Source organism: Lichenicola cladoniae, assembly GCF_013201075.1.
GTDB classification, from domain to species: Bacteria; Pseudomonadota; Alphaproteobacteria; order Acetobacterales; family Acetobacteraceae; genus Lichenicola; species Lichenicola cladoniae.
The window spans coordinates 1661354-1684164 of the sequence record NZ_CP053708.1; the positions used below are offsets into that span (position 1 = coordinate 1661354).

Genomic DNA, 22811 nt, shown 5'->3' on the forward strand with positions numbered 1-22811 from the left:
CAGGCGATGCTGCCCATCAACCTGGCAGACAAGCTGTCGCAATTCTCCAGCCACTGGTCACCCAGGATCGTCTCGGGCTTCAACGGGAACGACGTCATGGTGGTCAAGCTCAAGGGCGAGTTCACCTGGCATTCGCACCCGGACACCGATGATCTCTTCCTTGTCCTGAAAGGAATATTGACGATCAGGCTCCGCGACGGCGATGTGCAGCTCGGACCGGGCGAGTTGTATGTCGTTCCCAGGGGTGTCGAGCACTGCCCGTTCGCCGAGGAGGAGGTCCACCTGCTTCTGATCGAACCGGCTGGAACGCCCAACACCGGCGATGTTGCCACCGCGGTGTTGAAGGAATTTATCTGATCGCTGCGGCGGCGTTGCCTGGCGCCTCGATGTCGCTCGCGCCGAACCCGCCGCCGCCGGGTGTCGCCACCGCGAATACGTCCCCGGGCATCAGCGATGCCTGCGTCACGCCCTCGACGGTTTCCCGTGTTCCGTCCGTGCGCTCGATCCATTGTCGTCCGGCCGCGCCGTCGAGGCCGCCGGCGAGACCGAATGGGGCGACGCTGCGTCGCGACGAGACCAGCATGACATCCATCGGCTCCAGGAAGCGCAACCGTCGCAGCAGGCCGTCGCCCCCGGGATGCGCACCGCCACCGCCGGACCCGCGGCGGATCGCGAATTCCTCGACCCGAACCGGGAAGCGCATTTCCATCACTTCCGGATCGGTCATGCGCGTGTTGGTCATGTGGCTCTGCACGCCGTCGGCACCGTCGAACTCCGGACCGGCGCCGGTGCCGCCGCCGATGGTTTCGTAATACTGTCGGGTGGCGTCGCCGAAGGTCAGGTTGTTCATCGTCGCCTGCGCCGATGCACACGCACCGAACGCACCCAGGAGCGCATTGGCGATCGCCTGCGACAACTCGGTATTGCCCGACACCACCGCGGCGCCCGGATGCGGATCGAGGAAGCTCCCCCGCGGAACGATGATCTCGATCGGCCGCAAGCAGCCGTCATTGAGCGGGATCTCGTCGTCCACCAGGCAGCGCAAAACATAAAGGATCGATGCGCGCACCACTGCCGGCGGCGCGTTGAAATTGCCCGGCCGCTGGGCGTCGGTGCCGGTGAAGTCGATACGGGCTCTGCGTGCGGCGCGGTCGATGGTGACCGCCAGCCGCAACGTCGCACCGTCATCCAGCCTGTACTCGCGGGCGCCATCCTGTAGCCGGTCGAGCAGGCGGCGGACCGCATGCTCGGCATTGTCCATGACGTGGCCTGCATAATCCTCGACCGCGATCCAGCCGTAACGTGCCGCGGCACGCAGCAGCGCGGTCGAACCGGCCGCGTTGGCGGCGACCTGCGCCGTGATGTCGGCGACGTTCATGTCCGGGTTGCGGGCAGGGAAGGGTGCGTGCGCGAGCAGGTCGCGGAACGCCTGTTCCCGGAAACTTCCCTGCTCGATCAGCAGGAAATCGTCGATGACGACGCCTTCCTGGTCCAGCCTGGTGGAAAACGGTGGCACCGAGCCCGGCGTGATGCCGCCGATATCGGCATGGTGGCCGCGGCTGCCGACAAAAAAGCGCGGACCCGTGCCGTCCGGATCGAACACCGGGGTGATCACCGTGATGTCCGGCAGGTGGGTGCCGCCGGCATACGGGTCGTTCAATGCGACCGCATCGCCCGGACGCAGCGTGCCGCCACGCGTACGGATCACCCGGCGAACGCTCTCGCCCATTGCGCCGAGATGCACCGGCACGTGCGGCGCGTTGGCGATCAGCCGTCCGGCGGCATCGAACAGGGCGCAGGAGAAATCGAGCCGCTCGCGGATGTTCACGCTGAGCGCGGTGCCGGCGAGCACGGTTCCCATCTGCTCGGCGATGCTCATGAAGATGTTGTTGAACAGGGCGAGCCGGATTGGGTCGGCGGTGCGGGTATCGCGCACGATCGCCCTGGCCGCATGAGCCGTCCCGGGCCGGTGGTGCAGCACGAGAGCCTGGCCGATCGTCTCGGCCTCCCAGTCGAGATCGACCAGGGTGGTCGCGTTGGCTTCCGCGATCAGCGCCGGGCCGACGATACGGTCGCCGGTGCACAAGAGCGAGCGCTGGAAGATCGCCGTGCGACGCATCGCCCCGCCGGTCCAGATCTCGGCATGGCCGACCGGCGCCAGTTCGCCGTCCGTCCGCCGAGCGCCCAGAGCATCGGATACCGGCTCCCCAGCCGAGGTCGCCGCGACCTCGATCGACTGGACGATCAGGGTTCGTTCGGGTGTCGCGAAACCGAACCGCACCCGATGCGCGTGGGTGAACGCGCGACGCATCTCGTCGAGCCCGGCGAAATTCACCGGCAGCCAGCTCTCGGTCCCCTCGTAGCGCAACCGCACGGTCCGGGTGGCGGTCAGCACGTCCGGGTCGTTGCCGTCTGCGGCCAGTTCCGTCCTCGCCTCGTGCTCCAGCCGGTCCGCGAGCGCTTCGATTCCGATCATCGCCGGGTCGGTCAGCGGGGTTTCGACCGCCTGCTCGCGCAGCGTCGTCTGGTCGGCCAGTCCCATGCCGTAGGCCGACAACAGCCCGGCCTTCGCATGGATGAAGATCCGGGCGAGCCCGAGCTCTTCCGCAACCAGGCACGCATGCTGCCCGCCGGCGCCGCCGAAGCAGACCAGCGTGAACCCGTCCAGGTCGCGGCCGCGCTCGATCGAGATGCGGCGGATCGCCCCCGCCATCTGCTGTATGGCGATGTCCAGCGCTCCGGCGGCGATCGCCCGCTGGTCCAGGCTCATGCCGGCTGCTGCGAACTCCCGGGCGAGGTCCCGGAAGCCCGTCTCCACGGAAGCAGCGTCGAGCGCCTGATCGCCGGCCGGGCCGAACACGCTGGGAAACGACTCCGGCCTGATCCGGCCCAGCAGGATATTGGCATCGGTGATGGTCAACGGGCCGCCGCGACGATAGGCCGCCGGCCCCGGGTCGGCACCCGCACTCTCAGGCCCGACCCGCAGCCGCTCGCCATCGAAGCGCAGGATCGAGCCACCGCCGGCGGCGACGGTGTGGATTGCCATCATCGGTGCGCGGATCGACAGCTCGGCGATCTCGGCTTCGTCCATGCGCTCGATCGGAGCCCGGCCCTCGTCGCCGGACCCCTCATGCAGCGACACGTCTGTGGAGGTGCCGCCCATGTCGAACCCGACGATGCGATCGAACCTGCTGGCCGCAGCCGTGCGGATCGCGCCGACGACACCGCCGGCCGGACCGGACAGGATCGCATCCTTGGCCATGAACCGTGCCGCCTCGACCAGCCCGCCGTGCGACTGCATGAAATGCAGGCGAACCCCGGGCAGGGCGTGGTTCAGCCGGTCCACATGCCGCTTCAGCACCGGAGACAGGTAGGCGTCGATGACGGTGGTGCCGGCGCGGGGCACCAGCCTCGGGCTCGGGTCGATGCGGTGGCTGGCAGAGACGTGCGTGAAGCCGGCCCGGTCGGCCAGTTCGGCCAGCCGACGCTCGTGGCTCGGATGCGCCCACCCATGCATCAGCGCGATGGCGCAACTCTCGTATCCGGCTGCATGCGCGTCCGCCAGGGCATCGAGCGCGGCTGCTTCGTCCAGCGGCTCGATCTCTCGCCCATCGGCCGCAAGACGGCCGCCGATCGCAATGGTTCGGCCGGCCAGCGGCAGCGTCCGCCTGATGTCGAGCGCGAACAGATGCGGGCGAGACTGGTTGCCGATGGTCAGCAGGTCGGTGAACCCGCGCGTCACCAGCAGCAGCGTGCGGGCGCCACGCCGTTCCAGCAGTGCGTTGGTGGCGACGGTCGTGCCCATCCGCACGATCTCGATCGTGCCGGGCTCGGGTGTCTCGTCGGGGCCGAGCCCGAGGAAGCCGCGTATGCCGGCGAGTGCGGCGTCCTCGTAGAGGTCCGGGTTCTCGCTCAGCAGCTTGGCATCGAGCAAAGCCCCGTCCGGCCGGCGGGCGACGATATCAGTGAAGGTGCCGCCCCGGTCGATCCAGAACTGCCAGCCGGATCGCGGCGCCCGGTCGGGGCGCCGCGTCTGGCCGGGTGGCAGGCCGGTGTCGCGCAGGTTAATCGCGCGAGACCAGGCGGAGCGACGGCCGGTGCAGCGCGTCCAGCTGGCGGTAGATCCCCAGATAATCCTCGGCCATGCGGCGCGCGGTGAAATGGGTCTCGAAGCGCTGCCGGATCAGCTGCGGCTGCAGGCTGTCCAGGCGCGCGATGGCGCCGATCGCGCCGGTCTCGTCCTCGACGATCAGGCCGGTGAGCCCGTCCTCGAGCACTTCCGGCACCGAGCCACGGTTGAATGCGATCACCGGGGTGCCGCAGGCCATCGCCTCGATCATCACCAGGCCGAACGGCTCCGGCCAGTCGATCGGCATCAGCAGGCCGCGGGCGCCGGACAGGAAGGCGGCCTTCTGGCCATCGTTGATCTCGCCGATCAGCTCGACCCCGTTGCCCAGCATCGGCTTGATCTGGTGCTCGAAATACTCGACATCGACCTTGTCGACCTTGGCGGCGATCTTCAGCGGAATGCCCACCGCGCGGGCGATGCGGATCGCCTTGTCGACGCCCTTTTCGGGGCAGATGCGACCGAGGAACGCCAAGTAGCTGCGGTCGCTGCCGTCAGGGTTGCCCTGCGGGGTCAGCAGCATCTCGGGCAGGCCGTGATGCACGGTGCGCACGAAATTAGCCCGCTGCAGCGGCCGGCGCTGGCTGTCCGAGATCGAGACCAGGGGTGCGTGCGGGAAGGCATCGAACACCGGCTGCAGCTCCGGCAGGTCCAGGCGTCCGTGCATGGTGGTCAGGAACGGCACCGACTGGCGGCCGAAATGGGTGAACGGCCAGTAGTCCATGTGGAAATGCAGCACGTCGAACTGCTCGAGCCGCTGCGCCACGTGCTCCATCATCAGCATGTGCGGCGCGATCGGGTCGCGAATAGCCGGGTCCAGCCTCAGCGCGCGCGGCCAGGACGCATGCAGGTTGGCCGAGGTGATGCTGTCGCCGCTGGCGAAAAGGGTGACCTCATGGCCAAGATTGACCAACTCCTCGGTGAGGAAGGATACCACCCGCTCGGTCCCGCCATAGAGCTTGGGAGGGACGGCCTCATGGAGGGGGGCAATCTGGGCTATGCGCATGAAAGCTCCTTCGTTGTTCCAGAAAGCCATTCAACACGATGAACGAGGCATTTTGTTGGCAATCAGGTGATACTGTCTCAGCGAATGATCATCTGCCTGCGAGCCGGCAGCCAAGTTCCACGATTTCTGCCGACCGGAAGGGTTCTGCATGAGTTTGACGCATAGGTCGGAGACCGGCCACCCATCCGCTGGTCCTGCCTCTGCTGGCGCCCAGGTTGGCACTGGCATCGGTGCCGGTGGCAAACGCCGTTCCGGACATAAGCGCGAAGAGGCGGTGACCATCAGCGATGCCGACCTGATCCGGCTGGCACCGAGGCCGCTCGCCTTCATGTTCCGCTACGTGTTGCACCACAAGGTGCAGCACCTGCTGATCCTGGCCTCGGTCGTGGTCGCGGTGGCGGCCGTGGTCGGCTCGTCCTACGCCGTCCATTACCTGGTCGACACGCTGACCGGCTATCACGGTGGCTCGATGCGGACGGTATGGGGGGCGGTCGGGCTGCTCGGCGCGCTGATCGCGGTGGACAACCTCGCCTGGCGGGTCGGCGGCTGGGTCGCGGCCAGGGCATTCGTCGAGGTGACCGGCGACCTGCGGCGCGACCTGTTCCGGCACCTGACCGGGCATGCGCCGTCCTATTTCGCCGACCGGATGCCCGGCACGCTGGCCGGACGCATCACCGCGACCTCGAACGCCATGTTCACGCTGGAGAACCTGGCAACCTGGAACGTGCTGCCGCCGGTCCTGAACGTCGCCCTGTCGATCCTGCTGTTGCTGACCGTCAGCCCGCTGATGGCGGTGGTGCTGATCGCACTGGCGGCGGCGATCTCGCTGCTGATGTTCCGGCTGGCCGCCAGCGGGCGTCCGCTGCACCATCGCTATGCCTCGGATGCGGCCCGGGTGGACGGCGAACTGCTCGACATCATCAACAACATGCCCCTGGTCAGGGCGTTCGGCGCCACCAGGCGCGAGCGGGTCCGGTTCAGCCAGCGCATGGAAGGCGAGATGTCGGCCCGCAGCCGCTCGCTCCGCTACCTGGAGCGGCTGCGGCTGATCCATGCGGTGCTCACCGCGATCCTCACCGCCGGCCTGCTGATCTGGGCGGTGATGCTGTGGCACCAGCATGCCGCCAGCATCGGCGACGTGGTCATGGTGGTGACGCTCGGCTTCATGATCCTGCACGGCACCCGTGACCTTGCCGTGGCGCTGGTCGAGACCATCCAGCACGTCGCCCGGCTGGCCGAGGCCCTGTCCACGCTGCTGCTGCCGCACGACATGCCCGACGCTGCCGATGCCGGCGGCTTTCATGGCCAGGCGCGCGGCGAGATCGTGTTCGAGCACGTGACCTATTCCTATCCGGGCGGCGGCCCGGTGCTGGACGACTTCAACCTGCGCGTCGATGCCGGCACCCGGATCGGCATGGTCGGGCGCTCCGGCTCGGGCAAGACCACCGTTCTCGCCCTGCTCCAGCGCATGCGCTACATCCAGGGCGGCCGCATCATGATCGACGGCAAGGACCTGCTCAGCCTGACCGAGGAGGCATTGCGGGCGGTCATCTCGGTCGTGCCGCAGGATGTTTCGTTGTTTCATCGCTCGGTGCTCGAGAACATCCGCTACGGAAAGCCGGAAGCCACCGACGAGGAGGTCCACGCCGCCGCCGAGGCATCCGGCTGCCGCGAGTTCATCGAGGACATGCCGGAAGGGTTCCGGACCGAGGTCGGCGATCGCGGCGTGAAGCTGTCCGGCGGGCAACGGCAGCGCCTGGCGATCGCACGGGCATTCCTGCGCAACGCCCCGATCCTGCTGCTCGACGAGGCCACCAGTGCGCTCGACAGCGAGAGCGAGCAGAAGGTCCAGGAGGCGCTGGACCGCCTGATGGTCGGCCGCACCGTAGTTGCGGTGGCGCATCGTTTATCAACACTTCGCGACTTCGACCGGATTGTCGTCATGCAATCGGGACGCGTCCTGCAGGACGGCGCCCCGTCCGTTCTGGAGCGCAGCGAGGGTGCATACCGCGATCTGCTGTCGCGCCAGGCGATGAGCCTCGAGGATGTTCTCTGAGTCCGGGCTCCCCCAGGCGCCGTATTGCATAGTTTGAAACCAGCCGCGCAAACTTCGCTCTTCCCAATGATGTGAAAGCCGGTGCATTTATTGTCGAATATGTCGGGCCACGACATATTGCATTGCGTCAAGTTGCGCGGGTGTTTGCTGAAGGTGCTTCAGGGATATCCAGCAGACCGACACGGGCAAGAATTACAGGCCAATTTGAAAGGAACCGGTGGTACGTCCCATGATGAACATCACCGCAGAGACGGCCTCGCCTGCCGCACGTCCCGCCGATCCGCTACCGCCTGCGCTCGTCGTCGAGCCACCGGCCGGACCGGGTTCGACCGACATCCGCCTGGATGCCGATGACGGCCGCAACAGCCTGTGCCAGCGCGCCTACGCACAGATCCGAAAGTCGCTGATCACCAGCGCGATCCGGCCCGGGCACAAGCTGATCCTGCGGCCGCTCGCGGCCGAGCTTCACCTGAGCCCGACCCCGGTTCGGGAAGCGCTGCTGCGCCTGGTTTCGGAACAGGCGCTGGTTCTCGACGAGCGCGGTTCCGCGATCGTTCCGATCATGGATCAAACCAGCTTCCGTGAGTTGAGCGAGATGCGCGGCGATCTCGAGGCGCGGGCAGCCGAACGCGCGGTCGAGTTCGCGACGGTGCAGCAGATCGACGAGCTCGAGCGGATCAATGCCGAGTGCCTCGACCTGCATCGAGCCAACCGGCATGCCGCGATGCTGGAGGCCAACGCATCCTTCCATCGCAGCGTCTGCAAGGCAGCCGCCGCGCCGCTGATCCTGCGCATGCTGGAAGGGCTGTGGATGCGTCTGGGGCCGGTCTATGCGCTGAGTTTCGATCGGCCGCTGCCGGAGTTCGGTCCCGACGGGCACCCGCATTTGCAACTGATCGAGGCGCTGCGCCAGCGCGACGTGGCCCTCGCCCGCGAAGCCGCCTTCAACGACGTGCGCTACAGCAACGAGATCCTGCGCCCCAGTCTGATCGACGCCTGATCGACGCCTGAGCGGTACGCCGGCAGGGCCGCATCGCCGGGCGAGGGATCGCCCGGCGTTTACGGCCCGGTCGGCAGCGACTGGTTGCCGCTGGCCGGATCGGCCTTGGCGTCCAGGTTCTTCTTGATCCCGGCTTCGACCACGTTCGGTTTCGCGATGACCGGATCGAGCTTCTTCTTCAGCTGCGGCACCTCGATGTCGATCTCGAGCGTCGAGACCGCCGCGCCGCGGTCGAGCTTGATCTGCACCTTGTCGCGGTCGATTGGCACATGCCGGGCGATCACGTCGAGGATTTCCTCACGCAGCTTGGCGATCAGCTCGGACTGGCCTTCGCCGCTGGTCCGCTCGTGGGCCAGCAGGATCTGCAGGCGGTCGCGCGCGACCGGTGCCGAACTGCGCTTTGCGAAGAACTGTGAAAGAAAGCTCATGCGAGCCTCCACTTGAAGAGCTTGGCGAACAGGCTTTTCCGCTCCGACGGCACCTGCATCTCCAGGCTCTCGCCCTGCAGGCGCCGAACCGCATCGAAATAGGCCCGCGCCGGTGCGCTGTCCGGATTGCTCAGGGTGACCGGCGAACCGATGTTGGAGGCGCGCAGCACCTCCTCGCTTTCCGGAATGATGCCGATCAGCGGGATCGACAGGATTTCCAGCACGTCCTCGACGCGAAGCATCTCGCCGCGCGCCGCACGCGCCTGGTCGTAACGGGTCAGCAACAGGTGCTTGTTGATCTTCTCGCCGGCTTTCGCCTTGGCGGTGGTGCTGTCCAGCATCCCGATGATCCGGTCGCTGTCGCGCACCGAGGAGACCTCTGGGTTGGTCACGACCACCGCTTCGTCGGCATGGTACATCGCCAGCTGCGCGCCGCGCTCGATCCCGGCCGGGCTGTCGCAGACGATCCAGTCGAACTTCTCGCGCAGCTCGTTGATGACCCGCTCGACGCCGTCGGCGGTGAGGGCGTCCTTGTCGCGGGTCTGGCTGGCCGGAAGGATCGAGAGCGTCTCGACCCGCTTGTCGCGAATCAGCGCCTGGCTCAGCTTGGCATCGCCCTGCACCACGTTGATCAGGTCGAACACCACGCGGCGCTCGGCGCCCATCACCAGGTCCAGGTTGCGCAGGCCGACGTCGAAATCGACCACGACCACGTTCTGCCCGGTCTGTGCGAGAGCGGCGCCGAGAGCGGCGGTTGAGGTCGTTTTCCCGACGCCACCCTTGCCTGATGTGACGACCAGCACTTTGGCCATTAGGGGGGAGACCTTTCTTGGTAGCCCGGCCGGGCAAGTTCAGCAGACCGGCACGGAGTCGGACAGTGTTTTGTCTGCTCTACATCAATCGATGGGTAGCAGCACTAGCGACTCGCCATCAAGCCGTGCCTGGATCGCCTGCCCGATCCGTTCGGCCGGCATGTCGTCTGCAGTCATGTAGAACCCGTCGATGGCGATCAGCTCGGCATTCATCCGCCGGCACAGGATGCGGGCCGATGCATTGCCGCCGACCCCGGCGAGTGCACGGCCGCGCAACGTTCCATACACATGGATCGAGCCGCCCGCGGTGATTTCCGCACCGGACGCGACCGAGCCGATGATGATCACGTCGCCTTCCGGGAACGACACCGACCGGCCGGACCGGACCGGCTCGTCGATGACGAGCGAGGCCCGCGCCGGATCGGGTGGCGGCGGCAGCGCCTCCTCCGGGATCTCGACCGCCCCGACCGCGCGGCCGCCCGAGTAGCCGCGCGGCCACTCCCAGCCCGCGGTGGCCGGCCATTCCGGGTCCGCACCCTCGATCTCGATCAGCCGGATGCCGCGTTCCAGCAGTGCCGGCACCAGGTCGGCCAGCCCGGCCTCGTCCGCCGTCAGCAGGCCGCAATCGAGAATCACCGGCTTGGCATCGAAGAAGGCGGCGGACTTGGCGATCTGCGCATCCAGGGCAACCACCCAGCCGACCAGCGGCGGCTCTGGCGACAGCACCAGCGCCATGAAGGAGCGGCCGCGCGCCCTGATCTGCTGCGGCGGCAGCGGGGCCGGGGCGTGTGGGCGGGATGCATCGTCAGGTGGAACGGGCGGGGCGTTGGGTTCGGACACGTGTGGGCAACCCTCGAGGACGCGCCGCGAAAGCCGGCGGGATCAGGACGCAGCATGCACGGGCCGGACGCCGCCATCAAACCTTGCCCCCGCGCCGCAGGCGCGTTTTGCGGTCTTGTGCCCGCAGGCGCATTCGTAAAGGTGTGCGGGCGCGTTCAGGTCTGGCACGCGAGGGACGGATGAAATACACCGCGCCTATGCGCATCCTGCACCACATCCCGCTTTCGCCCTTTTCGCGCAAGGTCCGCCTGGTCCTCTCGGAGAAGCGGCTCCCGTTCGAGCTGAAGGTGGAGAAGGTCTGGGAGCGCCGGCCGGATTATCTCGATCTCAACCCGGCCGGCACCGTGCCGATGCTGGTCGAGGAAAATGGCCTGTCGATCCCCGATTCGGGCGTGATCTGCGAATATCTCGAGGAGGCCTATCCGGATACCCCGCTGATGGGCCGCACCCTGGCCGAGCGGGTCGAGGTCAGGCGGCTCACCGCCTGGTTCGACGGCAAGTTCTACCACGAGGTCACCCGCAACCTGCTGGGCGAGAAATACATGAAGCGGCTGATCGGCCGCGGCAACCCGGACGCGACCGCGCTCCGGGCCGGATACGCCAACATCCGCTACCATCTCGATTATATCGGCTGGCTGGCGGAAACCCGGAAATGGCTGGCCGGGCCGAGCCTGTCGCTCGCCGATTTCGCGGCGGCGGCGCAGCTTTCGTCGCTGGACTATATCGGCGACCTCGACTGGACGCTGAATGCGCCGACCAAGGACTGGTATGCGCGGGTGAAGTCGCGGCCGTGTTTCCGCGCCCTGCTGAACGACCGCGTCACCGGTATCAACCCGCCCGACCATTACGGCGACCTCGACTTTTGAAAGACCGTTCGAGAATGCGCGCGGGAAAGCCGCATCGGATGACCGCCGTATCAGCATTATCGATCGGTCTCTGATGGCGTCCGACTGGTCCGCGATCATGGGCGACCCGCGTCGCTTCGACGTGGCGATCCTCGGCGCCGGTGCTGCCGGGCTGATGGCGGCGATCGCGGCCGGGCGCCGGGGCCGCAGCGTGCTGCTGCTCGACCATGCCGAGGAGCCGGGCGCCAAGATCGTGATTTCCGGCGGCGGGCGCTGCAACTTCACCAACCGCGACTGCAAGCCGGATCGCTTCCAGTCGCAGAACCCGCATTTCGCCCGCTCGGCCCTGGCCCGCTACACCAGCGCCGACTTCCTCGCCCTGGTCGAGAAGCACAAGATCGTCTGGCACGAGAAAACCCTCGGCCAGCTGTTCTGCGACGGCTCGGCCCGGCAGATCGTGGCCATGCTGCTGGCCGAGTGCGAGGCGGCCGGCGTCACGCTCCGCACCGGGCAGCGCATCACCGACATCAGCCGTCCCGACCGGTTCCGCCTGATGACCGACGAGGGCGCGGTCGAGGCCGACAGCCTGATCGTCGCCACCGGTGGCCTGTCGATCCCCAAGATGGGCGCCACCGGCTTCGCCTACGACATCGCGCGCCGCTTCGACGTGCCGATCGTGCCGACCATGCCCGCCCTGGTGCCGTTCACCTTCGGCGACGAGCAGCCGGCGATGCGCACGCTGGCCGGCGTGTCGCTGGAGGTCATGGCGCGCTGCGGCGGCGCCTCGTTCCGCGAGGCGATGCTGTTCACCCACCGCGGCCTGTCCGGCCCGTCGATGCTGCAGGTGTCGTCGTACTGGCGCGAGGACCAGCAGATCCATGTCGATCTGGCCCCCGGCCAGGATCTCGCGGCGTTGTTCCGGCAGCGGCGGCAGACCCGCGGCAAGGCCGAGCTGCAGACCATCCTCGGCGAGTTCATGCCGCTCCGGCTGGCCCAGGCGGTGACGCTGGAGCAGGGCGCGTCCGGCCCGTTCGGCGGCCTGAACCAGGTGACGCTGAACGCGGTGATCGAGCGGCTGAAGGACTGGCGCCTGAGCCCGACCGGCACCGAGGGCTATGCCAAGGCCGAGGTCACCGGCGGCGGCATCGACACCAAGGCGCTGTCCTCGAAAACCATGGCGGTGACCGCCGTGCCCGGCCTGTTCTTCATCGGCGAGGCGGTGGACGTGACCGGCTGGCTCGGCGGCTACAACTTCCAGTGGGCCTGGTCGAGCGGCTGGGCCGCCGGCATGGCTGCCTGACGCGCCCGCCGCATCAGTCGATCTGCCGCTGCAGGGATTCCTGCGCCACCGTCGCCACCAGCCGGCCGCCTCGGTCGTAGATCAGCCCGCGTGAGAGCCCGGTCGCGCCGGATGCGGACGGGCTGTCGGTATCGAACAGCAGCCAGTCGCCGGTCAGCACCGGACGGTGGAACCACATCGCGTGGTCGATGCTGGCCATGAACAGGTGCGGGCCCGGCAGCGGAACCGTGTGCATGACCAGCGCCGCACCGCTCAGCGAAAAGTCCGACATCCAGGCCAGGATCTGCAGATGCAGCGCCGGATCGGTGAGGCCCGCGGCGCTCGGCACCCTGAACCAGGCCTGGCGGCGGTTCTGCTTCTGCCGGGTCAGCACCTGGTCCGGCCGCACCGGACGGACTTCCAGCGCCTGGTAGGCGCGCAGGCGCCGGCTGAGGATCTCGCCGATGACCGGCTCCGCGCCCCGGGCGATCTCGACCATGTCCGCGAGTGCGTCCGGCGGCGGCACGTCCGGCATCTCCGACTGGTGCTCCCAGCCGGGTTCGGTGGCGTGGAACGAGCATTCCATCTGGAAGATGGTCTCGCGTCCCCGCGCGGTCTCCTGCGTGCCTGTGACGCGGCGGGTGGAGAAGGAGCGGCCATCGCGGGTTCGCTCGACGACATATTCGGCCGGCAGGTCGCCGGCGCCCGGACGCAGGAAGTAGCCGTGCATCGAGTGGATCGGCCGGTTCTCGACCGTCGCCGTGGCGGCGGCGATCGACTGCCCCAGCACCTGTCCGCCGAACAGGCTCTTGTAGAAGTTGACCTGGTTGAACCGTCCGACGAACCGGTCCGGGCCGATCGGCGTCACCGCCACGATGGCGGGCACGTCGGCGCCGTCCCAGGTTTCGACGGCGGGCTTGGAGGAATCGGTGTGGCTGCTCATCGTGCGACCGTGGCCGTCGGCGGCGCGCACCGCAACAACGACCGTCTATCTTTCGCTGGGGCCCGCATCGAGCAGCGCCAGGTCCTGTTGCGCCATGTCCGCCTCGTGGGTGTCCGGCGCCAGCGACACGATGCGGTCCCAGTCGGTCCGCGCCCCGTCCGCATCGCCGGCCCGCTCGCGCAGGATGCCGCGTTCGAGCAGCGCCGACGGCTCGTCCGGTGCCAGCCGGCAGGCCGTGTCGATGTCGGCTCTCGCCTCGCGCAGCCGCTCCAGCCGGCGGAACGCCGAGGCGCGGGTGACCAGTGCATCCCGGTCGGCCGGGCGGGTCGCCAGCACCTTCGACAGGTCGGTCACCGCGCCGGCGGGGTTGCCCGCCGCGACCAGGGCGCGCCCGCGATCGACAAGCAGCCCGAGATCGAGCGGGTCGAGCGCCACCGCCCGCCGGGCCGATGCCAGTGCGTCGGTCGGGTGGCCGGCCAGCAGCCAGGCCTGCATCGCCTGGTCGGCGAACTGCGCCCGGTGCGCGGCGGGAGAACTGCCGCGTTGGGACAGCGTATCCAGCGAGCCGGCGCCGCCCACCGTATCGCCGAGCGCGATGTCGGACAGTGCCGCGCATTGAGCTGCGTCGTCGCCACCGCCATGTTTGGCCCAGTCACGGGCGGCGTCGGCGGCGGTTTCCGGATCGGAGGCGAGCAGGACGAGGCAGGCGTTCGTTTCCGCCACGGGCTTGCGGCTCGCGAGACGGGTCTGCCGAACCGGGGGAGCCTCGAGCCGGGCGAGGCGTTGCAGCCGCGACGCCGGCGCGGGGCGGGGTTCGGCGGCGTGTGCCACGGTCCACAACATGTCCGCGCTGCCGCTGGCGATCGCGACGATCAGGAGTGCCGACAGGTGAAGACTGGTTTTGATGACCATGGCGATCGTTTCACCTTGCGCCACGCACGCGTTGCACGGTCAAGCCAAACCGGGTCCGGTGCCGGGATGGTGATATGCGCCGAAGGGCGGCTGCGCGCATGAGCACGCCAGCCGACCGCCATCTGCTGATCTTCGGCCTCGGCTATTCCGCCCTGGAAGTGGCCAGGCTGGCGGTCAAGGCGGGCTATCGCGTGACCGGAACGACCCGGCGTCCCGACCTGCAGGCCCCCGCCGGCGTGGCGCTGGTGCGGCCGGAGTCGGCGCTGGATCTGCTCGACGGCGTGACCCACCTGCTGGCCGGCGCCCCGCCCGGCGCGGACGGCGACCCGATCCTGGCGCTGCTCGCGCCCCACCTCGATGCGTGCCGGCCCGGCTGGATCGGCTATTTCTCGACCACCGGCGTCTATGGCGATCGCCAGGGCGGCTGGGTCGACGAGAACACCGAACCCGCGCCGACCGGACCGCGCGGCACCCGCCGCCTGGAAGCCGAACTGGCATGGGAAAAGTTCGCCCGCCGCACCGGCGCGCGGCTCGACCTGCTGCGCATCGCCGGGATCTACGGCCCCGGCCGCAGCGCATTCGACAGCCTGCGCGCGGGAACGGCACGGCGCGTGGATGCGCCGGGACACGCGTTCGGACGCATCCACCGCGACGACATCGCGGGGGCGACGCTGGCCGCCATGCACACGGATGCCGGCCGGGACGAACACGGGCGCCGAGTGCTGAACCTCAGCGACGACCTGCCGGAGGAGAGCGCGGTGGTGACCGCGGCGGCAGCCCGGATGCTCGGGATGGAGCCGCCGGTGGCGGTGCCTCTGGAAGAGGCGCTGGCGGGGATGAGCGAGATGGGGCGGAGCTTTTGGGCGGAGAACCGGAAGGTGGCTAGCCGGATGACGCAGGAGTGGCTTGGGCGGGAGTGGTCGTATCCGAGGTTTCGGGAGGGGCTCACCGCCATCCGCATGACCGAAGCAGAGATGTAAGGGCTACTGCTAAAAAGATCTGAACTGGATATGTAGTTCGGAAAGAAAAGCGCACTGGTGGCTAAGCACGGTGATTAAACCTTCAGTCGCGACGGGCAGCTTTTTGTTCGCGGACATGACCAGGAGTCGGGTTGTAGAGTGAGCGAATACTGAAGCCTAAAAAACAAGTAAGCAAGGCATTAACGACGAGACAATTGATAATAGATCCTGTGAAATAAGTATCTTTCGATGCCGTCGGGGAAAGCCGAAGAGACAACCCTTTACAAAATTCCGGTCTAGATCCGGAGCCTATTGCGTCGGATGGGACTACCTTCCCGTGGTATATGATAATTCAGGATTTCAAAGCGCTGGCTGCAATCGCATCGCCCTGGCCGGTTGTCGTGAAGCCAGAAAACAGCAGTTATCTCTGCTTCGCAACGGGTAAAACCGAAAGAAAATTAAATGATCGATGCCGACCGTCGAATCAATGTCGCCGGGAAAAAATGAAATGACCCGCGTCGGCAATTCCCGCCGCATCTCCACATAATCTACAATCAGGTGTTCAATTGCTGCAAGTCGCGGCTGAGGATGACCAAGATGGAGGGGAGACTCACTCCGAGCAATATCGAAGCAGGGCTTAACAATCATCTTGCCTCGCTTCATCGTTACCTTCTAGACTAGAAAAAAATAGAGAAACACTCATAATCTATTAAACAGGAACGGCCCTGGAGTAAGATATATTTAGATGCTAAGCCGCTTCGCAATATCTGAATAATAAGCATCTTTCCAAGCTAGCACGTGATTGTTCTTCAACGTTGCAATCTGCGTGGGAGGAACCGCTTTATTTTTGAGAGCTGAAAGAAGACACAAAAATTTCGGATGAGTAATGCCGGTTCCACGTGAGGGATTGGTCGCTTTCAGGCTGTCATACATGGAGTTAAAGACGTTTGGGTCGTTGGCCAATGCATCATGAAATCTGCTAACGTCCCTTACCCCATGATTTACAGCCTGATTTATAAGTGTGTAATAGCTAGATTTCTCCGCGATATCTGCAAACAGGGGTGAGAATGACCCTACGAGCCTGCCCATGCGCTCATGAGAAGCCCATAAAGCCTGAGTGGCTTGTATCGTATCTAGCAGGGCTTGCGTCGTATCGTATTTAGATTGCAGCCACATCTTACAGTAAAGGCCAAAGTATGTTTGAACATCGCACGCCGCTTGGACGCGCATGATATGATCATGGCGCTTTCCTTTTCTGGGAACAAGTGCTTCGAGCAGATAGTTGACGAGATCTACCCGTCCGGCATCATCGACAAGTAGCGGTGACCTAGCACACTCCGCAGCCATCTTTGCCAAAGAAATAGAGAAGTCAGACCGCATTATGTAGCTACATACATTTTCTCTTACTGAGGGGCGGTTAAGAAAGACCCTTTTCAAATCTTCAGTATCGAGTATTGCTCCTGTTTTTGCAGCAAGATTTATCCATCGCTTTAAGACCTTGTCTCCGTTGCCATGATCGAAAGACTTTTTTGCAAGTCCGGACGATACGGCCTTTTCGATGCGGGCAACCTCGACGGTGATCTGTTTTCCGCTCGCGACCTTTAAAGCAATGTTTTCAGTAAGCTTATCAAGTTGAGAATTCTGAAATATTCGAAAGTGTTTTGCGGCAGCATCTTTGCGTAGAATCAGTGTTTTTCCACTGTTTAGCCGAACCTGTTTTGTTTGTAGAACTAGGTCCATCGCTTTGAGAACTTGTTTGGCGTCGGAGATCCTGTCGACACCCACGTCGATATCATCCATAAATCTAACGAAATCCCGGTTGGGGTCGCTGGCTAGAAATTTATCGAGCTCATAAAGAAAACAGTGCGCGAGCAAGCGGGGCGCATCAAGGTTCATTTGTGGCAGTCCGATTTCAACACGAGGCATATAATCAGGCTGCCAAAGAAGGCTGCTCAGCACATGAATAAGCATGTCTAAAACACACTCTTCGACCCCTGAAATCGCCGATATCACGTTTCGAAGGTGGGTATAAGAGATGGAATCATAGTAATTTGATATGTCGGTGACGACTATATAGTTCCGATTTGCAGAGAAGTTGAACAACTCCCGTTGAAAATTTAGCCAGGCAGGGATTGAACCATATTGGCTCTTCTGTATTGAGAATTTATGGTTCTTGGGCTCAAAGAAAGCGCATTTCGTTGGCTCTTTTCCTTTTACCTCGGTGTATAGCGCATCAGATAAACACTGTAAAACGATGGCATCTTTAACAGAGGGGATAACCAGCTGCCGGCAAAGCCCCTTGCTCTTCTCGACTAGTATTCGTTGAGCACGTTCTGGAACATAGTCACCGGCTAAGATCAAACGTGAAAGCTTCTGGCACTCGGCCTTCCTTGCAACGTGAAAGTCGAGGTGTTCAATTCCGTCATTTAAAAACTGCTGTCGCATATATACTCGGACTTTGGTTGTCCAAATCTTTTCCAGATTTGACGGAGAAAATATTGTTCTCAGCGGGGCCGAGCGGGTATCAAAGTTTGGAGACTTCATGTTAAGCAGCGGCCCATTAGTTACGTAGTATGAGTAGGTTAGAGGGAGTCTTCCTGCGTGATCGGGGTTCTACCCTCAGCAGTCATAAAGCCTGGTAAAAGACGGACCACGGTAGCCAACGAATTTCTGCATGTCTTGCAATCGGTCCCCGTTTTGACGACATGAAAAAATGTCGCTCGTATCAGTATGTCCAAAATTCGTCGCATTAGCCAATGCCAGCGGCGTATTTCCAACGAACATTTAACTGCCTCCGGTCCAATCTGCCGACGGCGTCGTGCGGCTAGTGCTGCCCCGCCGCGGCCGGAACGGTGGCCCGTCATTCTTATTCCCGGGGATGGCTTGATCGAGATAGTGTACATCCGCTGTGCCGCTTACGGATTGGACGGAAAGGCACCGCGTCCACCTCCTTGATGTTTCAGCCCCAACGCGTCGGACCCTCGGTCGTGGTGGAAATCCCCAACCGTTACAGCGGCGATCTCCTGCATGACATAGGTCAGCCTGCTGATCGACCGGGAAGACCACCTTTTCGTGCATGTCCGCCAATGTAGCAAGAGATGTGCATCGACCCGGTAGCGTGCCTTTACTTTCGACAGGGTGGAGATACAGCTCACCTCATGGTTCATGTCTGGTTGTTCCACGTGCACCACGCGATTATAATTGGCGGTATCGTGTCGCACCAGATGCTCGGACAGGCTTGATAGCCCCGAAACGGCGGCGGCACACGGTCGATGGCACTGCACTCTGTTGCTCGCGAACACGATGATCGATCTGGCGCAGCTGGTGGGGCGTCGCGATGCCAAGGTTTCTGAGTTGCTCCGAACTGAGCTTGTTAGCGGAGGGCGCGGACGCTTTTCTTGCTAGCAACCCAGATGCGTTCCTCAAGGAGAACCCGGGCGCGTCGAGGTGTGCAAGCTGGCCCGATCGAGCGATAAGGACGGGAAGGAAAGGCGTCACAAGCATGCGATAGCGTAGCAGACCGTTAGCGCGTGATAATTGAGCCTTCTTGAGCGGCGAAACGATGTTGATGTTTCACAGAGCTGACTTGCGGAAGGAACGCTGCCCGCCTTGGCGCCACAAGGACGGTCTTGCCGGTGTCATACTGTGTGCACTTTTCAAGTTAATGTTAATTCTCTGCTTGAAGCGCCGGAGCGTGTATCTTAGAGATTATATAGTTCGGCTGCTACTGTGCTCACGCACTTAAATAAAGTGAAGAAATACTGTGGCATCCTCAAGAAGTATTACTTGCCAGTATATTTCCGAATTTCCACCGCGATGCGCACCTACAAGACAGGAGAACACTCGCAAGCAACGCTAGCCGATCTGTATGAAAGCTTAAATATTTGAAGTTGTTGTTGCAGATACAGCGTTTGAAATACTGATCTAATATCCGCCAAGGTAAGATTATTGCATAAGACAGACCACAAAAGATCAATAGAATTCCGAGGGCTGCAGCATCGCCTAGCCCCGTGCCTTGACGAAGGCAAGTAGCGTGCGGGCCTTGTCGCCAGTCATGTCGCTATGCAGCCCGGGGCGAAACACGATGGTCGGCTCGTTACTCATGTGGACGACGACAGCCCGGACACAAAGGCACCGCGGCCAGTTTTGTCTTCTTCAGCCGCGACGGCCCAGCGAAGTTAGCTCGGCTCAGTCAGTGCCTCCTACAAAGGTGAACAATCTCAAGCATCGAAACAACGTTGTCTAATTTCAACGAAGACCTGGATGGTCGAGGTTATATTTTAAGGATAATCTTCAGAATCCTCCATCTTACTCAGCAGTCGGTGATATAAGCTACACTTGCCACTCTGAAGAATGAGCGCACCAGCTTGGGCATACGTTTGAGTTTGGCAAGCTGACCCTCGATCTTCTCGCCCAAGCTATCGCCCTTCCGCAATGGTGTTCTGGCTACACCGGTACGCTTGATGTGGCTCCACACGAGCTCGTCCGGGTTAAGATCGGGAGCGTAGCCGGGAAGAAAGTGAAGCGTCAGCATCCCGTTGGTTGATTGGATGTAGGCGTTCACGAGCTTTGTCTTGTGGGCTGGAAGACCATCGACTACGAGATGAACAGGCTTGCGGCGGTTACGCATCATCATCTTCAGTAGGACGATAAACAGCTCCGCGTTGAGGCCGCCCTGGTAGGTGCAATACCAGAACGCACCGCGAGCGTTGACGGCTGATGCCGCGCTGATCGACTGCCGTTGACCCGGGCGCTCGACAACCGGTGTTTGTCCCTTCTTGCCCCAGGTCTTCCCATGCACCGTATCGGCACGGAACCCCGATTCGTCCCAGAAGTAGATCTCGCCGCCCTCGCTTTTTGCTCTACTGGCAATAGAAGGAAACGTATCACGCTGCCACGTCTGGATGGCTTCAGGGTCGCGTTGATAAGCCCTCTGCAACGGCTTCTGCGGCGTGAGCTCCAGCCTCGCCAGTAGGGTGCCGACTGCCGTCAAGCCAATTTTGATGCCGAACTTCTCCTCGATCAAAGCGGAGATCATGGAGCGCGTCCAAAGACCGAAATCCAGACCATACTGACGAGGATCTTTCCCATTGACCCAAAGGAACACCTGCTGCTCCTGACTTGGCGTCAGACTGCGCGGCGGGCCCAGAGACTTTGTCGAATGCAGCGCCTCATCTCCCAGTTCAGGCGTTGACGCTGCTCTGAGCCATTTGTAGATCGTGGTCCGGCAGAAGCCATACGACGCTACGACAGAGGACGGCCGTTCACCGTCGCGAACGCGTTCAACTGCCATCAGCCGTATGGCTTCCAGCGTCCCATGATCAAAAGTTCGGCCATCTCTCTTCATGCCTGACCGTATCAAATGGCAGATACTAGTACAAGGGATTGTAGCCTATGTCACCGACTTGTGAGTAGTAGCTCTTTATATGAGATGATCCCATGAGCCAGTCTGAGGACGACCAAGCAGAGCCCAGTGGGCACGCGCTCAGCGACGCATCAAGCCTGTCGGCGGTGTCCGAGCCCGAGCGGAAGATCATCGAAGCGCATAGCCGCCCGAACGCGGCTCTCATCCATGAGACGATCCGCGCGGAGGGCGAAAGCGAACTCAGCCGGCCGGTCACGGCGCTCCTGCTGTCCGGACTCGCAGCCGGGCTTGCGATGGGGTTCTCCCTGATCGCCGAGGGGGTGCTTCGAGCACACCTGCCCGATGCGCCCTGGCGGGACCTCGTAGCCAAGTTCGGTTATACGATCGGCTTCCTGATCGTCGTACTCGGACGCCAGCAACTCTTCACCGAGAATACGCTGACCCCGGTGCTGCCGCTCCTTTACAATCGCGACCTACGCACCCTCGGCTTGGTCGTGCGCCTCTGGGCGCTCGTTCTCGCCGCCAACCTCGCCGGCACCTGGGCTATTTCGGCCGTCCTCGCAGGGACAAGCCTTTTCCCGCCGGAGGTCAAGGAAGCGTTCCTGGCGATCAGCCGGCACGTCGTCGAAGGGTCGTTCTGGATTACGACCATGAGGGGGATTTTCGCGGGCTGGCTGATCGCGCTGATGGTGTGGCTGATACCCGGGGCAGGGCAATCCCGGTCCGCGGTGATCGTGCTGCTCACCTGGCTGGTCACCGTGGCAGGGTTCGCGCACATCGTTGTCGGCTCGGTGGATGCAAGCTTCCTCGTTCTCTCGGACCAAGCTAGCATCACCGATTATTTGTGGCGCTTCTTCACCCCTACCTTGCTCGGAAACGTCGTAGGCGGCGTGGCCCTGGTCGCCGCGCTCAACTCCGGACAGGTCGCGAGCGCGGTGCAGGATTGACCTCGACGGCATCACAGGCCAGATTAAGGAACTGGCGTGGTCTGTCTTTGAAAAGGTATGCACGCGATGCGGTTGCGCCATTCCGGTAGCGGTACCTACCTCGGGATATCGCTCGGCGCCTGGGCGACGAGAGTGAGGACCGTATTGACCGAGCTTCACCTCCAGCCATACCGCCGATAAGGCGCGCCTGGGAGCCGTCGCCTTCTGCCTCCACCACTGCCACATACATCGTCATGGCCTGCGTGTGGCTCGCCATGAGCTACCTGCGATCCGACACGCATGGCACGCCGCTCGAGGTAACGATCCTCGCCCTCCAATCCCTGTGCCTGGTTGTGTTGGTCATGTCGCGCCGCTGGGTTCTGGTAAGCTCCGCCGTGATCCTCATGCTAGCGACGTTCTACAGATTGTGATGGAAGCCGCGTTCACGCGACTCGACGCCTGGTCGGGCTGGCTTTACGTGGCGTGTCTCATGGTCGGCAGCTGGTCCGCAACGACGCTGCGTCGCACCATACAGGACGTGATTCCGGTTCCTTTGGATTGGGCCATCGTCGTCACCCTGGCGGTTTTGACCGTCACGTGCTTCGTTCCCGAGCCTTTCGGCAGGCGGATGAGGACTCTGATTCAACTGACGGTGTTAGGTTGTTTCGTGCTCCTCATTTTCAGCGCACGCATGGATGAGCTTGGATTGTCTTAGGCTGAAAAAGCAATAAAGACGACGCCGGTCTCTCACCCCTCCGCGCCCTTTGCAACGATTTCGGCACTTCTTCGTGCCGACTATAAACGTAGACATTTGCAGGCGTGGAAGCAGACATTTTTCGAGTTTGGGACGGCCCCGACTGCGCAGGCTTTCAGTCAAGGAAGGCCCTTGTGGTCCCCTATGACGCCACCGGCATCTTCGCCCGGGTTCGTAGCCAGTAGAACGGCACGATGGAAGTTGTCAGTGTTCCAAAGCGTCCAAGGCACTACTCGCTTGCCCACCGGCGCCGGACTGCGTGCCGGTAGGCAGGAGACAGATGAGCGTAGCGCCCACCATACGATCAAGGCCAGAGCTTAAACCTGTCCATCAGCCAGTAGCCGATCAAGAGGACAATGACGATTGGTCCAACAACAGAGCAGAACTTCATGAGAGCTCGGTCCCGCTCGCTGATTTCCTGCGACTGTTGATAGAGCGCCCAAAGAAGAAGCATCATTGCACTGGCGATCATCGCGATGATGTTGCTCGACATCAAAGCAATGAAACATAGGATTACGACGATGCCACCTGTCACCCGACCGACCAACGGATGCATTCCG

At 63.4% G+C, this 22811-nt stretch carries 19 protein-coding genes; 8 read left to right on the forward strand and 11 right to left on the reverse strand.

Translation table 11 applies throughout. The features are described from left to right. Positions 1-6 precede the first annotated feature (6 nt). Positions 7-357, forward strand: a complete 351-nt coding sequence (locus HN018_RS07675; RefSeq protein WP_171834931.1) for a cupin domain-containing protein — start codon at positions 7-9, stop codon at positions 355-357. Here HN018_RS07675 and HN018_RS07680 read toward each other — a convergent pair. Together HN018_RS07680 and HN018_RS07685 are read right to left on the reverse strand one after the other, a co-directional pair. Then, complete coding sequence (locus HN018_RS07680) at positions 350-4069, reverse strand: hydantoinase B/oxoprolinase family protein (RefSeq protein ID WP_338034019.1); 3720 nt, start codon at positions 4067-4069, stop codon at positions 350-352. The genes HN018_RS07675 and HN018_RS07680 overlap by 8 nt on opposite strands. Further along, entirely contained in the window at positions 4065-5132 is a 1068-nt protein-coding gene (locus HN018_RS07685) for a glycosyltransferase family 4 protein (protein WP_171834932.1), read from the reverse strand. Before HN018_RS07685 ends, HN018_RS07680 begins: the two co-directional genes overlap by 5 nt. Before the next feature lie 148 nt (positions 5133-5280). Between HN018_RS07685 and HN018_RS07690 the strand changes: the two genes are divergently transcribed. Next, a complete protein-coding gene (locus HN018_RS07690; RefSeq protein ID WP_171834933.1) occupies positions 5281-7188 on the forward strand; it encodes an ABC transporter ATP-binding protein in 1908 nt (635 codons plus the stop codon). A gap of 229 nt (positions 7189-7417) precedes the next feature. Next, complete coding sequence (locus HN018_RS07695) at positions 7418-8188, forward strand: GntR family transcriptional regulator (protein WP_239479126.1); 771 nt, start codon at positions 7418-7420, stop codon at positions 8186-8188. A gap of 59 nt (positions 8189-8247) precedes the next feature. Here HN018_RS07695 and minE read toward each other — a convergent pair whose 3' ends face one another. The 3 genes from minE to minC all read right to left on the reverse strand — a co-directional run bounded on the left by minE (position 8248) and on the right by minC (position 10163). Then, positions 8248-8616: a cell division topological specificity factor MinE gene (minE, locus tag HN018_RS07700; RefSeq protein WP_171834934.1), complete on the reverse strand. Its 369-nt coding sequence runs from the start codon at positions 8614-8616 to the stop codon at positions 8248-8250. After that, positions 8613-9428, reverse strand: a complete 816-nt coding sequence (gene minD / locus HN018_RS07705; RefSeq protein WP_171834935.1) for a septum site-determining protein MinD — start codon at positions 9426-9428, stop codon at positions 8613-8615. The genes minE and minD overlap by 4 nt, the downstream gene beginning before the upstream one ends. Positions 9429-9512: 84 nt before the next feature. Beyond that, entirely contained in the window at positions 9513-10163 is a 651-nt protein-coding gene (gene minC / locus HN018_RS07710; RefSeq protein ID WP_171835025.1) for a septum site-determining protein MinC, read from the reverse strand. A 302-nt stretch (positions 10164-10465) separates the two neighbouring features. Between minC and HN018_RS07715 the strand changes: the two genes are divergently transcribed. Beyond that, the gene (locus HN018_RS07715; RefSeq protein ID WP_171835026.1) at positions 10466-11134 is read left to right on the forward strand and encodes a glutathione S-transferase family protein; all 669 of its coding nucleotides are present in this window, start codon (positions 10466-10468) and stop codon (positions 11132-11134) included. A gap of 73 nt (positions 11135-11207) precedes the next feature. Beyond that, complete coding sequence (locus HN018_RS07720; RefSeq protein WP_239479130.1) at positions 11208-12413, forward strand: BaiN/RdsA family NAD(P)/FAD-dependent oxidoreductase; 1206 nt, start codon at positions 11208-11210, stop codon at positions 12411-12413. A 13-nt stretch (positions 12414-12426) separates the two neighbouring features. On the opposite strand, the gene HN018_RS07725 is transcribed toward HN018_RS07720, so the two are convergent. After that, a complete protein-coding gene (locus tag HN018_RS07725; RefSeq protein ID WP_171834936.1) occupies positions 12427-13335 on the reverse strand; it encodes an acyl-CoA thioesterase in 909 nt (302 codons plus the stop codon). 45 nt (positions 13336-13380) lie between these two features. Beyond that, positions 13381-14271: a tetratricopeptide repeat protein gene (locus HN018_RS07730; protein ID WP_171834937.1), complete on the reverse strand. Its 891-nt coding sequence runs from the start codon at positions 14269-14271 to the stop codon at positions 13381-13383. A gap of 74 nt (positions 14272-14345) precedes the next feature. Between HN018_RS07730 and HN018_RS07735 the strand changes: the two genes are divergently transcribed. Then, positions 14346-15227 (forward strand): Rossmann-fold NAD(P)-binding domain-containing protein, encoded by an 882-nt coding sequence (locus HN018_RS07735; RefSeq protein ID WP_171834938.1) that lies wholly within the window; start codon positions 14346-14348, stop codon positions 15225-15227. 339 nt (positions 15228-15566) lie between these two features. Here the strand turns inward: HN018_RS07735 and HN018_RS07740 are convergent, their stop codons facing one another. The 3 genes from HN018_RS07740 to HN018_RS07750 all read right to left on the reverse strand — a co-directional run bounded on the left by HN018_RS07740 (position 15567) and on the right by HN018_RS07750 (position 20553). Then, the gene (locus tag HN018_RS07740; protein WP_171834939.1) at positions 15567-15869 is read right to left on the reverse strand and encodes a hypothetical protein; all 303 of its coding nucleotides are present in this window, start codon (positions 15867-15869) and stop codon (positions 15567-15569) included. Between the two features lie 78 nt (positions 15870-15947). Next, the gene (locus HN018_RS07745) at positions 15948-17651 is read right to left on the reverse strand and encodes an RNA-directed DNA polymerase (RefSeq protein WP_239479132.1); all 1704 of its coding nucleotides are present in this window, start codon (positions 17649-17651) and stop codon (positions 15948-15950) included. A gap of 1867 nt (positions 17652-19518) precedes the next feature. Further along, positions 19519-20553 carry an IS630 family transposase gene (locus tag HN018_RS07750; protein ID WP_171837663.1) on the reverse strand — a complete coding sequence of 345 codons (1035 nt, stop codon included), beginning with the start codon at positions 20551-20553 and terminating at the stop codon, positions 19519-19521. A 92-nt stretch (positions 20554-20645) separates the two neighbouring features. Between HN018_RS07750 and HN018_RS07755 the strand changes: the two genes are divergently transcribed. Then, positions 20646-21518 carry a formate/nitrite transporter family protein gene (locus tag HN018_RS07755; protein WP_171835077.1) on the forward strand — a complete coding sequence of 291 codons (873 nt, stop codon included), beginning with the start codon at positions 20646-20648 and terminating at the stop codon, positions 21516-21518. A gap of 409 nt (positions 21519-21927) precedes the next feature. Continuing rightward, positions 21928-22212: a hypothetical protein gene (locus HN018_RS07760; RefSeq protein WP_171835076.1), complete on the forward strand. Its 285-nt coding sequence runs from the start codon at positions 21928-21930 to the stop codon at positions 22210-22212. A 343-nt stretch (positions 22213-22555) separates the two neighbouring features. Here the strand turns inward: HN018_RS07760 and HN018_RS07765 are convergent, their stop codons facing one another. Then, on the reverse strand, positions 22556-22807 hold the full coding sequence (locus tag HN018_RS07765) for a hypothetical protein (protein ID WP_171835075.1): 252 nt from the start codon (positions 22805-22807) through the stop codon (positions 22556-22558). Between the last annotated feature and the right edge of the window lie 4 nt (positions 22808-22811).

Excerpts from the sequence above, each read along its gene's own strand:
- HN018_RS07675 (WP_171834931.1), top strand. The coding sequence starts at position 7 with ATGCTGCCCATCAACCTGGCAGACAAGCTGTCGCAATTCTCCAGCCAC.
- HN018_RS07685 (WP_171834932.1), bottom strand. The coding sequence starts at position 5,132 with ATGCGCATAGCCCAGATTGCCCCCCTCCATGAGGCCGTCCCTCCCAAG.
- HN018_RS07690 (WP_171834933.1), top strand. The coding sequence starts at position 5,281 with ATGAGTTTGACGCATAGGTCGGAGACCGGCCACCCATCCGCTGGTCCT.
- HN018_RS07695 (WP_239479126.1), top strand. The coding sequence starts at position 7,418 with ATGATGAACATCACCGCAGAGACGGCCTCGCCTGCCGCACGTCCCGCC.
- minE (WP_171834934.1), bottom strand. The coding sequence starts at position 8,616 with ATGAGCTTTCTTTCACAGTTCTTCGCAAAGCGCAGTTCGGCACCGGTC.
- minD (WP_171834935.1), bottom strand. The coding sequence starts at position 9,428 with ATGGCCAAAGTGCTGGTCGTCACATCAGGCAAGGGTGGCGTCGGGAAA.
- minC (WP_171835025.1), bottom strand. The coding sequence starts at position 10,163 with ATGGCGCTGGTGCTGTCGCCAGAGCCGCCGCTGGTCGGCTGGGTGGTT.
- HN018_RS07715 (WP_171835026.1), top strand. The coding sequence starts at position 10,466 with ATGCGCATCCTGCACCACATCCCGCTTTCGCCCTTTTCGCGCAAGGTC.
- HN018_RS07720 (WP_239479130.1), top strand. The coding sequence starts at position 11,208 with ATGGCGTCCGACTGGTCCGCGATCATGGGCGACCCGCGTCGCTTCGAC.
- HN018_RS07725 (WP_171834936.1), bottom strand. The coding sequence starts at position 13,335 with ATGAGCAGCCACACCGATTCCTCCAAGCCCGCCGTCGAAACCTGGGAC.
- HN018_RS07735 (WP_171834938.1), top strand. The coding sequence starts at position 14,346 with ATGAGCACGCCAGCCGACCGCCATCTGCTGATCTTCGGCCTCGGCTAT.
- HN018_RS07740 (WP_171834939.1), bottom strand. The coding sequence starts at position 15,869 with ATGAAGCGAGGCAAGATGATTGTTAAGCCCTGCTTCGATATTGCTCGG.
- HN018_RS07745 (WP_239479132.1), bottom strand. The coding sequence starts at position 17,651 with ATGCGACAGCAGTTTTTAAATGACGGAATTGAACACCTCGACTTTCAC.
- HN018_RS07750 (WP_171837663.1), bottom strand. The coding sequence starts at position 20,553 with ATGAAGAGAGATGGCCGAACTTTTGATCATGGGACGCTGGAAGCCATA.
- HN018_RS07755 (WP_171835077.1), top strand. The coding sequence starts at position 20,646 with ATGAGCCAGTCTGAGGACGACCAAGCAGAGCCCAGTGGGCACGCGCTC.
- HN018_RS07760 (WP_171835076.1), top strand. The coding sequence starts at position 21,928 with ATGGAAGCCGCGTTCACGCGACTCGACGCCTGGTCGGGCTGGCTTTAC.
- HN018_RS07765 (WP_171835075.1), bottom strand. The coding sequence starts at position 22,807 with ATGCATCCGTTGGTCGGTCGGGTGACAGGTGGCATCGTCGTAATCCTA.